At 67.6% G+C, this 14,691-nt stretch carries 11 protein-coding genes; 6 read left to right on the top strand and 5 right to left on the bottom strand.

Features of this window, described 5'->3' with window-relative positions; all coding sequences use genetic code 11:
* Nucleotides 1-45 precede the first annotated feature (45 nt).
* Genes A5736_RS10635 through A5736_RS10615 form a run of 5 tightly spaced genes read left to right on the top strand, consistent with a single transcriptional unit; the run spans nucleotide 46 to nucleotide 6,704 of the window.
* Nucleotides 46-1,500 (top strand): polysaccharide biosynthesis tyrosine autokinase, encoded by a 1,455-nt coding sequence (locus tag A5736_RS10635; protein WP_076246074.1) that lies wholly within the window; start codon nucleotides 46-48, stop codon nucleotides 1,498-1,500.
* Nucleotides 1,497-2,993 carry an O-antigen ligase family protein gene (locus tag A5736_RS10630; protein WP_076246072.1) on the top strand — a complete coding sequence of 499 codons (1,497 nt, stop codon included), beginning with the start codon at nucleotides 1,497-1,499 and terminating at the stop codon, nucleotides 2,991-2,993. Before A5736_RS10635 ends, A5736_RS10630 begins: the two co-directional genes overlap by 4 nt.
* Nucleotides 2,994-3,050: 57 nt before the next feature.
* The gene (locus A5736_RS10625) at nucleotides 3,051-4,064 is read left to right on the top strand and encodes a glycosyltransferase family 4 protein (RefSeq protein WP_076246070.1); all 1,014 of its coding nucleotides are present in this window, start codon (nucleotides 3,051-3,053) and stop codon (nucleotides 4,062-4,064) included.
* Between the two features lie 16 nt (nucleotides 4,065-4,080).
* Complete coding sequence (locus A5736_RS10620) at nucleotides 4,081-5,007, top strand: aldo/keto reductase (RefSeq protein ID WP_076246143.1); 927 nt, start codon at nucleotides 4,081-4,083, stop codon at nucleotides 5,005-5,007.
* Nucleotides 5,004-6,704 (top strand): FAD-dependent oxidoreductase, encoded by a 1,701-nt coding sequence (locus A5736_RS10615; RefSeq protein WP_076246069.1) that lies wholly within the window; start codon nucleotides 5,004-5,006, stop codon nucleotides 6,702-6,704. Before A5736_RS10620 ends, A5736_RS10615 begins: the two co-directional genes overlap by 4 nt.
* Nucleotides 6,705-6,709: 5 nt before the next feature.
* Here A5736_RS10615 and A5736_RS10610 read toward each other — a convergent pair whose 3' ends face one another.
* Nucleotides 6,710-7,753 carry a glycosyltransferase family 4 protein gene (locus A5736_RS10610; RefSeq protein ID WP_076122843.1) on the bottom strand — a complete coding sequence of 348 codons (1,044 nt, stop codon included), beginning with the start codon at nucleotides 7,751-7,753 and terminating at the stop codon, nucleotides 6,710-6,712.
* 11 nt (nucleotides 7,754-7,764) lie between these two features.
* Nucleotides 7,765-8,586: a class I SAM-dependent methyltransferase gene (locus tag A5736_RS10605; RefSeq protein ID WP_083667312.1), complete on the bottom strand. Its 822-nt coding sequence runs from the start codon at nucleotides 8,584-8,586 to the stop codon at nucleotides 7,765-7,767.
* 155 nt (nucleotides 8,587-8,741) lie between these two features.
* On the opposite strand from A5736_RS10605, the gene A5736_RS10600 reads away from it, so the two are divergent.
* On the top strand, nucleotides 8,742-9,620 hold the full coding sequence (locus A5736_RS10600) for a hypothetical protein (protein ID WP_076246067.1): 879 nt from the start codon (nucleotides 8,742-8,744) through the stop codon (nucleotides 9,618-9,620).
* Nucleotides 9,621-9,622: 2 nt separating this feature from the next.
* Here the strand turns inward: A5736_RS10600 and A5736_RS10595 are convergent, their stop codons facing one another.
* Genes A5736_RS10595 through A5736_RS10585 form a run of 3 tightly spaced genes read right to left on the bottom strand, consistent with a single transcriptional unit; the run spans nucleotide 9,623 to nucleotide 14,609 of the window.
* Complete coding sequence (locus A5736_RS10595) at nucleotides 9,623-11,554, bottom strand: glycosyltransferase (protein ID WP_076246065.1); 1,932 nt, start codon at nucleotides 11,552-11,554, stop codon at nucleotides 9,623-9,625.
* On the bottom strand, nucleotides 11,551-13,026 hold the full coding sequence (locus A5736_RS10590) for an oligosaccharide flippase family protein (protein ID WP_076246063.1): 1,476 nt from the start codon (nucleotides 13,024-13,026) through the stop codon (nucleotides 11,551-11,553). Before A5736_RS10590 ends, A5736_RS10595 begins: the two co-directional genes overlap by 4 nt.
* A gap of 11 nt (nucleotides 13,027-13,037) precedes the next feature.
* Nucleotides 13,038-14,609: a sugar transferase gene (locus tag A5736_RS10585; RefSeq protein WP_076122848.1), complete on the bottom strand. Its 1,572-nt coding sequence runs from the start codon at nucleotides 14,607-14,609 to the stop codon at nucleotides 13,038-13,040.
* Nucleotides 14,610-14,691: the final 82 nt, after the last annotated feature.

Genomic DNA, 14,691 nt, shown 5'->3' with positions numbered 1-14,691 from the left:
GAATCGATGCTATTCGTGTGGCGTCGGCTCAGAGAGGTTTAGTGGATGGATTTCCGCACCTTTATCCGGGTCATGTTCGCGCACTGGAAACTGTTCGTGGGCGCACTGCTCGCGTGCACGATCGGCGCCGCGGCCCTGACGGCGTTTCAGACCAAGCACTATCAGTCGTCGGCCACGGTCCTCATCTCGTTTTCGGGCGCCACCGATCTGACCGAGCTGTACAACGGCACGTTGACGGCGCAAGAGCGGCTGTCGTCGTACGCCCAGATCGCCGGCGGACGAACGGTGGCGGAGCGCGCGGTGGCGCAGCTGCAGGTCCCCATCAGTCCCGATGTATTGGTGAACCAAACCCAGGTGAAATACACCGCGAAATCGATGCTGTTCACGATCAGCGTCAAAGACACCGATCCGACGCGTTCCGCGGCACTGGCGGGCGCGATGGCCGATCAATTCGCCGCGATAGTCGGGACGCTCGGCGTGAATCCGGGTCCGAGCGGGCCGGTAGCCGTCGGCACGCGACCCGAGGCGGGCGAGCCCACCCCGGCTCCGGGCCAGCCGACGGAATTGCCTGGGCCGCAACAGCCGATGGCCAAAGGAACGCCGGTGGCAAGGGCGAGGGTGGTGGAGGCGCCCCGGGTGCCCGACGGTCCGATCACGCCGTCGCCGGTGCGCAACACCGTGATGGGGTTCACCGCCGGGTTGCTACTGGCCATCGCGGTCGCACTGACCCGCGAGGCCAGCGATCGCACCGTGCGCACCCGCGAAAAGCTCGAAGAACTTTCGGGCCTGCCGACCCTGACCGAGCTGCCCGGAAAGCGTGGCAGCGCACCGCGGTTCGGCACCGACATCGCATTCGACGACGCCGTGCGCGGCTTCATTGCCCGGCTGCGCAGGGCAATGGGACCCGACGCCCGCCGCGTGCTGGTGGCCGCGCCGTTCGGCGGTGAGGGAACCACGACCACGGTGCTCAACCTGTCGCGGGCACTGGCCGAACTCGGGCAGGACATACTCATCGTCGAAGGCGACACCCGCCGGCCCGTGATCGCCGGGTTGCTGAAAGTCGAATCGGGCGAGGGCCTGAGCCACGCGCTGGCCAGCCCGGAAATCGCCGCGGAAGTCGTGAAGCCGACCCCGATTTCGAGGCTGTTCCTGCTCGGATCGCGGTCGCAGCGCCGCGAGACGTCGCCCTGCAGCGCCTACGCGCCGGAAGTGATCGACAACGTGTTGAAAGACCTGTCGTCACGCTTCGACCTGACGGTGGTCGACGGGCCACCCGTGCTGGCGACGGCCGACACCGCCCTGCTGGCCGGCGCCGTGCAGGCCACGGTCTTGGTCGTCCGGGCGAAGCGAACCACCTTCGATGAACTCAAGGACGCGTTAACCGCCTTGCGCGCGGCCGGCGCCCAGATCGTCGGCACCGTGCTGACCGATGCCCGGCCGTCCGTACACAGCAGGGCCGCCGCCCGCAGCTACCGGGCAAAGGTCAGCAGGCCGGCGTGATCCCCTACCTGCCGGGCCGGCCTCGCCTGGTGATCGACGGAGTTCTGCTGGCGCTGTTCGTGTTCGGCTGCTTTATCTTCGGCGTGCTCTCGGTGCGCCGAACCACCGAGGGTGTGCTGCTGATCGCCGCGTTGTTCTGCCTGGTCGTGTACTGGGTGAAGCCCGAAGGAATGGTGGGGGTCACGCTCTTCGGGGCGTTCGCCGCGCTGCCCGAAGGGTTGCACGTCGGCAAGGTCATGGGCCCGGTGGCGATCTATGCGTACCAGGTGACCGCGGTGCTGGCGATCTGCTACCTACTCCCGATCGTGCGGCTGCGGTTCGCCGATTTTCGGCTGCCGCTGATATTCACCACGGCCGTGATCATCTTCACCGCCGTCGGATTCGAGATGAGACATGACGCCGAAATGGTGGTGCGCGAATCGACGACCCTGCTGGAAATGGTCGTGGGGTTCGTCCTGGCGCTGTTGATCGTCTACGGCGGCTACCTCAAATGGACGATCCGCGTCATGATCGTGATCCTGTGGTTTTCGGCGGGCATGGCGATCGTGAGTTCGTTGCACGCCATCCGGCTGGCCGGCCGGGCGGAAAGCCTGGAGGGGACGACGGGCGCCGGGCAGGCGCTGCGCATCGTGCTGTCCACCCAGACGCCGGCAACCGCCGTGCTGAGCGCACTGATCGCCGCCGCGATCATCGGCCGGGTCCGGCCCGCCATGTTCTTCGCGCTCGGCCCTCCCGCGCTGGTGATTTCGCTGCTGTCCTTCGCCCGCAACACCCTGATCGCCGTCGCGGTGGCCGCCGCCGTCGCCTTCCTCGCCAGCTTCGGCTGGTCGGCACTGCGCCGGACGGCGACCGTCGCCGCGGTCAGCGCGGCGATCTTCGCGGTAACAGTGCCCGGATCCCTGTTCCTGCTGCAGCATTCGGAGGCCGGCGCATGGCTCAGCGATCAGTTCACCGCGTTCAACCAGCGGGTGCTCGGCGGGGTTACGAAAAGTGCTCTCGCCGTGGACGAGTCGACGCTGGACAGGCTGAGGGAAGTCGCCCGGCTCAACCAGGCTATCGCCCAGGCGCCGGTATTCGGCCACGGCCTGGGCTACGCATACCAACTGCCGTCCGGGAACGACCCCAATGCCTTCGCATGGAAGCTGGGCCCCACCTACTCCCACCTCTTCTACCAGTGGTGGCTCGCCAAAGCCGGAGCGGTGGGCATGGCGGTGTTCGCCTGGTTCGCGCTCACGCCGGTCGTCCGGGCGTTCCGCTGCGCCTCGCCGCCGGCGAAGATCAGCGCGGCGGTCGCCGCCGGCCTGCTCGCGATCTCGGCGGTGTGGCCGTTGCCCGAGATGCCGATGGACGCCCTGGCCCTCGGTCTTGCCCTGGGCGCGGCGATGGCCTTTGCCGGCCTGCGAGAAAGGGGCCAGGACGACGGCCAGCCGGATTTCGGTCATGGGCCGGTTAAAAGCGGTGAGTTTGCCACCGTTTCGGCCGGCCACGGCTGACAAGCTGATCTATGTTGACCGTGTGGTCGATTTGCTGTGGGACCTAGCCGAGCGACGATGATCGCCGTCATTCACGTCGGGCCGGACATGTACAGCTTCGGCGGGACGCAGTCGGTCATTCGGGTCATCCGCGACAACAACATCGGCGCGGACGACATCCGCGTCCTGTCGACATGGAACGGACGGCGCCACTCGAAGAGCCTCGTTCTCACGGCCCGTGCCGGGCTGGCACTGGCCAGGGCCCCCCGCGCGGCCATCGTGCACTTCCACATCTCCAACGGCGGAGCGTGGTTGCGCGAAGGATCGTTGATCCGGTTGGCCAGGGCCCGGGGTTTCCGGGTGATCATCACCATCCACGGCTCCGATTTTCCCGATTTCGCCCTCTCGCACCCTCGCTTCGTCGGCGCCACGCTGAACCGCGCGGACCACGTGATCCTGTTGTCGGAGGAAGCGCGCGCCGCGACGATGGAGGTGGCGCCGACGGTGCCAACCTCTGTGGTGGCGAATCCGATTGTGATCGATCGGGATTCGCCCGGCGCCAGCACGACGCCGCCCGTGGTGCTCTTCGCGGGCACCATCGGCCGGCGCAAGGGCGTCGATCGGCTCGTCGAGGCGTGGCGGCTGCTGCTCGCCGAGGGCATCGAGGGTCGCTGCCGGATAGTCGGCCGCGTCGATGATTACGTTCCCCCGCCCACCGAGCGGATGTCCGTTGAGGCCCCGGTACATCCGGACGGGGTGCGTGACTTGATCCGGTCGGTGCGAGTGGTCACCCTGCCGTCGTTCGCCGAGGGAATGCCGATGATCCTGACCGAGGCCCTCGCCGGTGCGCGTCCTTTCGTGGCGACCCCGGTCGGCGGGACGGCCGAAATCGCTTCGGACCCAAGCATGCTCGTGCCCGCGGGCGATGTGCCCGCCCTGGCCGCGGCCATCGGCCGGTACCTCCGCGACGCGGACTTGGCCGAGCGCGACGGGTCGCGGGGGCAGGCGCACATCGCGGCGACCCGCAGCCCCGAAGTGATCGACGCGGAGCTCCGCCGGATCTACGAGGGCTGTGGTGTTGGAGCAGATTGAACTTCGGGGACCGCAGCTGACACTGAGTGCGGTCGGCTTCGGATGCGGCGGGCTGATGCAGTCGCCGTCCCGGAAGGACCGCATGGCCGTGCTCGGCAACGCGGTCGACTGCGGGATCACCCATTTCGACACCGCGCGGATGTACGGGCTTGGCATGGCGGAGGCGGAGCTGGGGCTGTTCCTGCGTACGGTCAAGCGTGACAGCGTCACCGTCGCAACCAAATTCGGCATCGACGTCGGCGGCGCGGCCCGCCGTCTCGGCCGCTATCAGGCTCCGGCGCGCGCGCTGCTGCGAAAAGCCCCGGGACTCCGGCGCGCCGTCAAGCAACGCGCGAACAGGCCCGCGACCGCCCGGCTATACGACGCGGACATGGCCGAACGCAGCCTCGATCAGAGCCTCGCGGCGCTGGGCGTCGACTACGTCGACATCCTGTTCGTCCACGGCCCGCGACCGGGAGACACCATCGTCGGCGATGAACTTCGCCGGTTCTTCGAGCGCGCCCGCCGGCAGGGCAAGATTCGCGCGTGGGGCGTCTCCCAAGACGAGGGGCTCGACGTGGATTTCGCCGGCGCATTCGCGCCCGAGGGCGTGAACCAGCTTCGCGCCGATCTGCTCAATCCGCCGCCGCGTCCGGCCGATCTCGCGTTCGGCGTGCTGAACCGGCCGTACGCGGCACTCTCGGCGGCGTTGCGAGCGGACGCACTGCTGGCGCAGCGGTGGCGCGATGCGCTCCAGATGGATCCGCTGGCCCCCGGCGTGCTCCCAAAACTGATCCTCGGGTCCTCCGCCGCCGCAACGGGTTGCCCCGCAATACTTTTCAGCACCACCAAGCCACACCGGGTCGCCGAAGCCGCGGCCGCCGTCTCGTCGCCGCCGGACGCGGAGACCTCGAATCGGTTCCACACCCTGGTCGAGGAGTTTCGAGCGGGGTTCGCGGCATGATCCGCGGCCCAAAGCAATTCGTCGCCGGCACGGCGATCGAGACCGATGTGGTCGTCGTGGGGGCCGGGCCGATCGGCATTGTGACAGCGCTCGAGCTTGCCGGATCGGGCGTGCAAGTGGCGCTCATCGAAAGCGGTCTCGCGCGTACAGACCGCGCGGCGCAGGAGCTGGCGACCCTGGACTCGCGCCAAGACGACTACTTCCATTCGCGCAGTGAGCTGACGGTCCGCCGACAGGTCGGCGGGACCAGTGCGCTCTGGGGTGGCCGCTGCGTCAAGTTCGATCCCATCGATTTCGAGGACCGGCCGATCACCGCGCAGGCGCCCTGGCCGATCGCGGACAAAGAGATTGAGCCCTACCGGCAACGGGCCTGCGATTGGGTGGGATGCGGTCAGGCCATATTCAATGCGCGCGAAATCCCCGAGATCGCGAACGACGACCTGGTCGCCGGGCTGCCCGACGGCGCGGTGCGCACGACGGATCTCGAACGCTGGGCCCCAACACGTTTCGGCCGCGAGTACCGGGCCGCGCTGCGTGACGCCTCCCGCCTTACGTTGTGGACCGGCCTGACGTGCACCGAAATCGTGACGACCGAAGCCGGGGATTCGGTCGACCACCTCGTCGTCAAGACGCTCGACGGCCGGGCGGGCAGGGTCGTCGCAACCGACTACATCATCGCGACCGGCGGACTCGAAGCGACTCGCCTGCTGCTCGCGTCGGATCGCCACCATCCGGCCGGCCTGGGCAACGCCGGCGGGCACCTCGGACGCTGGTACATGTCCCACGTCGAGGCCCGCGTGGCGCGCGTGCACTTCGCCACCGACAAGGTGATCCATGCCTACGAGCGAGACAACGAGGGCGTGTACGTGCGGCGGCGTTTTACCTTCGACCCACAGCTGCTCCGCGATACCGGGATGCCGAATGCCGCTGTCTGGCTGGTGAATCCGCCGATCAGCGACCCGGCTCACGGAAGTGGGATCCTGTCCGGCGTGTACCTCACGTTGATCTCCCCGCTCGGCCGGTTCCTGCTCGCCCGGGCGATTCGTGAGGCGCACACCAAGACGGACGGATCACCGCGGATCCGCGCGCATCTGCGCAACATCGTGCGAGACCTGTTCGGTTCGATTCGATTCGCGATCGTATTCCCTTACGCCCGGTTCCTCCGCAGGGGCCGCAAGGCGCCCGGCTTCTTCGTCAAGAGCGCCGACAATCGGTATCTGCTGCACTACCACGGCGAGCATCTTCCGCACTGGGAGAGCTGCGTCGAGCTCACCGACGAGCGGGATTCGCTTGGCATGCGCAGGATCCGGACCCATATGCACTTCTCGGACGCCGACTACGAGAGTGTGCGCAAGGCCATCGCCCTGATCGACGAGCAGCTGCGCAGTCACGGTGTCGGCCGCGTGGAGTGGCTGACCGACGACGTCGAGCGGTCGGTGCATACGTTCATGAAGGGGTATGCCGGCTTCCACCAGGTCGGAACCACTCGGATGTCGGAGACTGCGCAGGACGGGGTGGTGGATCCGAATCTCGCGGTGCACGGGGTGCGCGGGCTGTACATCGCGAGCACGTCCGTCCTGCCGACATCGAGCCAGGCCAACCCGACGCTGCTTGGCATCGCCCTCGGGGTCCGGCTCGCCGAGCACGTTGCTAGCGCCCGAATCGCCTGCGGGCCACCGGATTCCAGGACAGCCTGAGCGGGTCAACGCCGAGCGGACAACACCTCGGCGATAACTTCCAGAAAACGATCCGCGACGTGCTCGACGGCGCATCGGCGCGCGTAGTGGTGTGCCGCCCCCGCTCCCAGTTGTGCCGCGACGGACGGGTCGGCCAGCAGATCGAACGCGGCGGCGAGCCCGGCGACGTCGTCGACCCCGACCGGGGCGCAGCCCGGCGGCTGGTATTCGGGCAGACCGCCGACGTCGGACACGATCGGCATGACGCCGAGCTGCATGGAGAGCACCTGCACGCCGCTTTGTGACGCGCGCCGGTAGTGCGAGACCGAACCTTTCGCGGCGGCCAGCGTCGGGATCACATCGGCGTAGCGGTAACTGCCGTTGCGCCAGTGGGTGTGTTTGGGCAGCGCCCCGGCGTCCAGCGTTCCGTCGCCGATGAGCACCAGGTTGTCGCCGCGCCAGCCGCCGCCGACGACATGTCGCCGCCACGCCTCGAGCACCACGTCGACATTCTTGTAGGGGTTGAGCCGGCCGAACATGACGAAGTCATGGCGCCCTTCGGCCCCCACGAACGGCGGCACCCGGGGCGGGTCGATGTCGCTGGCGAGCGGCACGACATGCACCGGCGTGCCGGCGACATCGCGGCGCTGCGCGACGGCGGCCGCGACGTAGTTGCAGTAGGTGATGGTGGCCGCCGAGCGGGCGCCCCAGCGGTCGAATACGGCCCGCTCGTAGGACGGCCGCTCCTCGTCGGGGTCGTGCGGATTGTCGTCGTGCACCACCTGGATCCGCGGGGTGCGGCCGGCCAGCGCGATCCAGCGTGGATCGCGGACGATCTCGGCGATCACGACGTCGGGCCGGAACCGGCGGACGCGGCGCCACGCCTTGACGGTCGGGGGCCACGTCGCGGCGGTCTTGAATCGCGGATCGAGCACCAACTCGTAGTCCCGCGCGGCGTCCGACTCCGGGTGCCGGTCGGAGGTCACCAGGAGCACGTCGGCCCCCCGCCGGATCAGCGCCTCGGACTGCACGCGTACCGCGGGCCGCGTCCACGGCGAAAGCCACAGCACCCGAGGCGAATTCACGCTTCTCCGTCGGCCTGCAGGAACATGTCAGCGTCGGTCCACATCCGGGTCTCCAGCGCGCGTCGCGGCACGCCTTGGAGGAGGTTGGTGACCCGCGGGGAGGCCAGGAGGCGCCAGGCCAGCGGATTGATCTTCGCCCGCGTCCAGATGTGCAGGCCCATCCCCCCGAGCCACCACCACCGGGTCTTGGAGGTGTGGAAGTGCATGCCGAAGCGCTCTCCGATCAGCTCCAGCGTCCGCTTTTGATAGAAGGTGATGTGCTGCCCGGTGGCGAAGGCGTAGTACATCCATTCCTCCGTCGGCGGGGGCCCGCCGTCGAAAAGCTCCGTCGTGAAGACGATGGTGTCGGTGCCCGTCGTCTCCAGCAGCTCGGCCACGAACGCGACCGGGTCGGTGAGATGCTCCATCACTTCGAAGGCGGTGACCGCCGTGTACGGCGCACCCGGACCGGCGTCCGCCTCGAAGCCCTGTGCGGTCAGGTTGGGGGAGTACTTGTCCGTCCAGTAGTAGTCGAAGCCGACGTCGCGCATCAGGCGGGTGAAAACGCCGTAGCCCCCGGCCGCGTCGAGATACCGCCCGTTGCGATCGAAGAGAAAGAACAGCAGCACCGACATCGCGCGCGCCAGATATTGGTTGCGCCACAGCATGGTGGTGTCGGCTGCCGCCACCGGGCTCGCATACGCTTCGTCCAGCCAATAAGGCTCTTCGGTCTGCAGCCCGCCGCAGCTGTCGCAGAAGTAATACTTGCAGTCGTATTTGCCCAGGATCTTACGGGTGAACGCCGGATTGGTGCTGGAATTGCAGATGCGGCACAGCACGGTTATCCAGCCTCCTGCACATCTTCCGCGACATCAGAGCGGAAGAAGAACACTGGTGAACCTACGGCACGCTCGGCGCGATGAGCAAGCAAAAACCGTCCGGAATTGATTGTGCGCAAGTGATTTACCCTCGGCGTGGTAGCTTTAACCTCCAAATGTCCAGAAGCGCGACACCCCCGCCGGGAAAGACGCTGAGGCAAAGGATCCGGCGCATTCTCGGCAGTGAAACGCGGGACCAGCTCAAGGATCTGATCCTTTTCGACCATTCCCAGTCGGTGAAGGCAAGCCATCCCAATCCGCTGAACCGGGCCGGGAAGAAGTGCTTTTCCGCGACCGACGAGGACGGGATAACGCTGGAGGTCCTGCGCCGGATCGGCCGGCTCGACGACGGGGTCTTCGCCGAATTCGGTGTCGGCGACGGGACGGAGAACAACACACTTATCCTCGCGGCGCTGGGCTGGAAGGGCTTCTGGGTCGGAGGCCAGGATCTGGCGGTCGCATTCCAGCCCGGCCCGAGCTTTACGTACGAAAAGGCGTGGATCACCGCGGAGAACATCCTCGACCTGAGCCGGTCGTGCCTGCAGAGAATCGACGCCACGCAGGTCGACGTGATCTCGCTGGACCTCGACGGCAACGACATCTATCTCGTCGAAAAGCTCTTGGCGGGCGGCATCCGTCCCAAGCTGTTCATCGTCGAATACAACGGCAAGTTTCCGCCTCCAGTGAAGTTCCAGATCGCCTACGACCCCGATCATGTCTGGGAGTCCGACGACTACTTCGGGGCATCGCTGAGCAGCTTCGCGGCGCTGTTCGCGCGCTTCGACTACCGCCTGGTGTGCTGCAATTCCCACTCGGGTTCCGACGCGTTCTTCATCGACACCGCCCTGTCCGACCATTTCGCGGACGTCCCGACGGACATCGACCAGATCTACGTGGAGCCCCGGTATTTTCTCTACGGCGGATTCGGCCAGCACAAGACCTCACCCCGCACGGTTGCGAAGATCCTGGGTGCAAAACCCAAGCAGCCGAACTGAATTCACAGCACGCCGTTGATGGCGTCGACGTAGGCGTCGGTCATCGCCTCCACCGTGTAGTGCCGGTGCATGCGCTCGAATCCGCGTCGCCCCACCGACGGCAGCGCGGCGGGGTCGGCCAGGATGCGCGCCAGGTTTTCCCGCCATCCCGGCACCGACACGGGCTCGACGAGGAATCCCGCGCGCCCGAAATCCAGCATTTCCGGGACGGCGCAAATCGCCGACGCCGCGACGGGCACCGCCCGGGCCATCGCCTCGAGGATCACCAGGGGAAAGGCCTCGGAGCGGCTGGGGACGCACAGCAGGTCGGCGTCGGCCAGCGCGGGGCCTGGACCGGCCGACCATCCGCGCCAGTGCACCCGATCGCGCAAGCCGGCGGGCGTGCGCGCCTGCAGCCGCTCCCGATCCGGACCGTCACCGAAAATCGATAGCTGCCAAGGCATGTCGGCGAGGTCGCCGAGCGCGTCGATCAGCACGTGGGGGTTTTTGTGCTCGAGGATGCGCGAAAGCATCACCAGGTGCAGCGGTTCGTCCGCGCGGCGGATCCGGGGGGCCGGGTCGGCGGGCGGTGTGACGCCGTTCGGCGCCACGAAGCGCCGTCCCCAAAGCCGATGCTGCGCGGCGAGCATGTCCCAATGCCGTTGCGCCAGCACGATGAAGCCGTCCGCGCGGCGCATCGCGGCGGTCAGGGGCCGCGAGTAGATGGGCCGGTCTTCCTCGGGAGGAACGTGCGGGGCGACCAGCCAGCGCCGGCCCCGATCGGCGGCGCGCCACAACGTGGCGAACCCCGCCTCGGTGTTGGTGTCGGCCGTGATGAGTACCGCCGGGCCCGCGGGGAGGTCGACCGTTGGTGCCCACCAAGGCTGGCGCACCACTCGCACGGTAGGCGGAATCTCGGAGATCAACGGGCCGAACCGTTGCATGCAGACGATGGTGACCGGGTAGCCACGCCGGTCCAATTCCGTTGCCAGCAACGCCTTTTGCCGCTCGGCGCCCCCGTACACCAGGCGGTTGGTGCTGATCACTATCGTCGGCAGGTCCGCGGTTCTGGCCGCCGCGCGTTTCGGCCGCCGCAACCGGTCCAGCAGGGTGGTCCCGGCCAAATACGCGTCGGCGTGGTGAACGCTGTTCCGGTGTTCGAGCAGTAAGGCGGCGCTGGCGCGCGCCAGGTCGCGATCGCGGTCGCTGGCCACCGGATTGCCCTCGTCGACACCGACTTCGTCGGCCAGCAGCATTCGCCAGCCCGCCGCGCGGGCACGCGTCTGCCAGTCGGCCTCCGCGCCGTGCCGGAAGAATTCTTCGTCGAAGCCGCCGATGGTGTTCCAGGCCGCGCGGTTGACGGCCAGGCAGGCGCCGCCCAAATACCCTTTGATGCCTCGTGATTCGGGAGGTTGGCGGCGATAGGGATGGGAGATCGGGGTGCCGCGCAGCGAGCCGGAGCGGCCGGTGCTAGCGGTCAGCGCTCGGATCAATGTTGGGTTGCGGGTCGCGATGTCCCACGGCCGGCGGCCCGGCGCGGTCCCCATCGGCGAGACCGCCGCCACGCCCGGTTGGCGAAGCAACTCTCGGGTGCGAGTCAACGGTCCCAGCAGGCGGGCGTGGGACTTGAGCAACAACAGGTCGGCGTCGCCCGGTGCGTGCTCCGCAAGCGCGTTGAAAGCCACCGCGAAGCCACGGTTCGGCGGGCCCGGCACCCAGTGCACGCCCGGGTACCGTGCGGGCAGGTCCGCTTGACCGGGCGTTCCGTCGCCGTCTTCCCGGTAGACGTAGACCGGCAGTCGCGGAAGATGTTCGGCGATGCTGCGCAGGCACGTCTCGAGCGGCGCGTCGCTCACGTCGCTGACGATCAGCACGGCAAGTGGGCGCTCGGATGGTAGGGCGGCCGGGGCACCGACCGGGCGCTTCAGATATGCCCGGTCCATTTCGCGCGTCATGCCACCAGCTGGTCCCGCTGCGACGAGGCCCGCAAGGAGGACAGGTCCGACCAGCTGAGCGGGCCGACGGCCGCGCTGGTGGCCAGGTAGGCGGCGGCGGCCGCGGCGAGGATGAGCACGACGTGCTGGCCCGAGAGCAGCAGCGTCACCGCAACACTCGCTCCCGTCGGTATCAGCAACCGCAGCAAGAACATCACCGGCGTACGGTAACCGCAGCGCCGGCGCAGCCACCAGGTGCTGATCACCATGTTGAAGAACTCGGTGCACACCAACGCGATGCCGGGGCCGACGGCGCCCAGCCGCCCGGCGAGGGCGAGATTGAGCCCGACGTTGAGCACCAGGGTCGCCATCGTCAACCAGAACAAGACCCTCTGGTGATGGCTGGCGACCAAGCCCTGGCCAAGGGTGCCGCTGACGAATCGCAGGGCCGCCGCGACGAACAACAGGGCCAGCGTCGGCGTGCCGCGTGCGATGAACGCCTTATCGCCGAAGAGCCCGATCAACGGTCCGGCCAGCAGCGCGCCGACGACCGCGACCGGGACGGCCACGAAGTACATCAGCTCGACGCTGCGGCGCAGGAAGCCGGCGAAGGCGGCGACGTCACGCGCGAACAACTCGGTGCCCGTCGACAGCGTCGATTTGAGGAAAATCAGCGACACCACAATCGTGTTGAAGGCGATCGTGAACGCCAGCCCGTATACGCCGACCTCGGAGTGGGTGCTCAGCAGCGACAGGATCACGCCGTCGGCCCTGCAGTACAGCAACCCGACCACCAGAAACCCGATGAGCGGCAGGCTTTCCCGCAGCAGATCGGCGGACTCCCGCACCGCGAAGATCGGGCGCACCGAGATATGCCGCATCGCGGCAGCGCCCTGGATCAGCAGCTGCAGGGCGGGCGGGATGAGCTGCGCGACGGCGAACCAGATGACGTCCGACCGCGTCGCCACCAGGCAGGCGACCATGGCCAGCGCGGCCAGCCGGCCGACGACGTCGGAGATGGCCACCGCCGAGAACCGCACGGTGGCAAGGAATACCGGCTCGAATCGGGTCACCATGGTCTGCATCAGCAGCGCGCCGGATAGTACGACGAGCATCACCCGTACTTCTGGGTCGCGATAGACCAGCAACCCGGACACCGCCGCCAGCGCCGCGAGCGGAACGCAATAGACCAGGGCCAGGCCGCTGTTGATGCGCACCAGGCGCTCGAGGTCGCCGCGGCCGGAGGTCACGCGGCGCACGATCACGGTGGCGATTCCGAGGTCGGCCAGGCTCGTCCACATCGCGATGAACAGAAGCGCGATGGAAAGCTGGCCGTAGCGCCCGGGCCCCAGATAGCGCGCGGTCATCGCCACCGAAACCACCGACGCCAGCATCCCCAGCACGCGGCAGATCAGCTGGATCGAGAACGCGTGGGCCATCCGCGCGAGCGGCACCGATCCCACGACCGCACCCGGTGCCGTCGGCTCGCTCATGGCTGGCGAGCCTAGTAGGCGCCGTGGCTCGTTAATACGGCTTTCACCGTCTTGGCGATGATCATCAGGTCACCGGCCATCGACCAGTTGTCGACATAGGACAGGTCCAACCGGACCGACTCTTCCCACGAGAGGTTCGAGCGGCCGCTCACCTGCCACAGCCCGCTGACGCCCGGCTTGACCAGCAGTCGCCGCTTGACGTCGCCGTCGTAGTTCTCGACTTCTCGGCGCAGGGGGGGCCGCGGCCCGACGACGCTCATATCCCCCTTGACCACGTTGAGGAATTGCGGCAGCTCGTCGATGCTGAACCTGCGCAGGACTCTGCCGACCGGCGTGACCCGGGGATCTTCGCGCATTTTGAACAGCATGCCGCCGTCGCTGTCGTTCAGCGCCAACAGATCTGCGATCTGCCGGTCGGCGCCGTCGGTCATCGTTCGGAACTTGAACATCGTGAAGGGCTTGCCCTCGATGCCGATCCGTTCCGACGGGTAGAAGACGGGGCCCCTGCTGGTCAGCTTGATGGCGATGGCCGCCGCGATGAGAAGCGGCGCTGTCGCGATGAGGGCCATCAGCGAGAAGCAGACGTCGAAGACCTGCTTCTCGAAGCGTTGGCTCCCTTCGTATTGCGGCTTTTCGACGTGCAGCAACGGCAATCCCGCGGTGAGGCGCAGGGTCAATCGCGCTTCCGCGACGTCCACCACCCCGGGCGATACGACGAGGTCGACGTCCATCGTCTCCAGCTGCCACAGCAACTCCCTGATGCCGTGCACGCCGAAATGCTCCGTGCGCGTCACCGCCACGGTGTCGGCGCCGCAGCGTTGCACCGCGGCCACCGCGTGGGTTTCGTCGCCGAGGATCTCGACTTCACGGCTCCCGACGATCAGGGTTTCGCCGCGCGGCGGCCCATATCCGGAAATGCACACACCCGCCACGACGCAGCCGTCACTCGGATTGCGGGAAAGTTCGGTAACGAGGTGAGCGACGGCCTGCCTATCCCCGATCGCCAAAACCGTTGTCTGGCAATGGCCGTGCGCCCGCTCGCGGCGGATATGCTGGCGCCATAGGCTGCGGCTGGTCAGCAATCCCAAGGTGCCGACCGGAAGCGCGATCGCGAGATAGCCGCGCGCCAGGTCGACTTTGGCGAGCAACGTCACCATCGCGATGATCCCGAACGTCCAGAATGACGCGCTGGCGATGCGCCGGTACTCGTCGATCCCGGCGCCGATGACTCGCGTCGATCTCGTTTGGAATATCGCAAGGGACGACAGCCACAGCCCCGCGAAGAGAACGGAGAACAGCGTCATCACCGGGTCCGAGTAGCCCGACGTGTTCGCGATCTCCCCGAACCGGACGTACTGCGCAAGGAATACCGAGGCGACGACGATCACCGAGTCGCTGATGCGCAGGCTTTGCGCATAGTGATCCTGCCAGCGACGCACGGCATTGCCGACGGTGGACGACACGGCAGGCACGGGTAGTGGCGAAACATCGGTCGGGTCGGGAGGCAACGGCATCATGCCGGTCGGCTTGCGCCTCTGGCGTCGCTGCTCGGGCTGCACGAGATTTACCGCGTCCAGGGCCATCACACACCTACGCTCTCGCCGAGAGGCCGGATCGAATGCCGGCGGGCAAATGGCGCTGGGTCTCGCGGGGTTGATCGTCCAC

The sequence above is a fragment of the Mycobacterium sp. SP-6446 genome (assembly GCF_001954045.1).
GTDB lineage: Bacteria > Actinomycetota > Actinomycetes > Mycobacteriales > Mycobacteriaceae > Mycobacterium.
The sequence above is the reverse complement of the archived record's forward strand: the minus strand, read 5'-3'. Positions and strand labels throughout refer to the sequence as shown.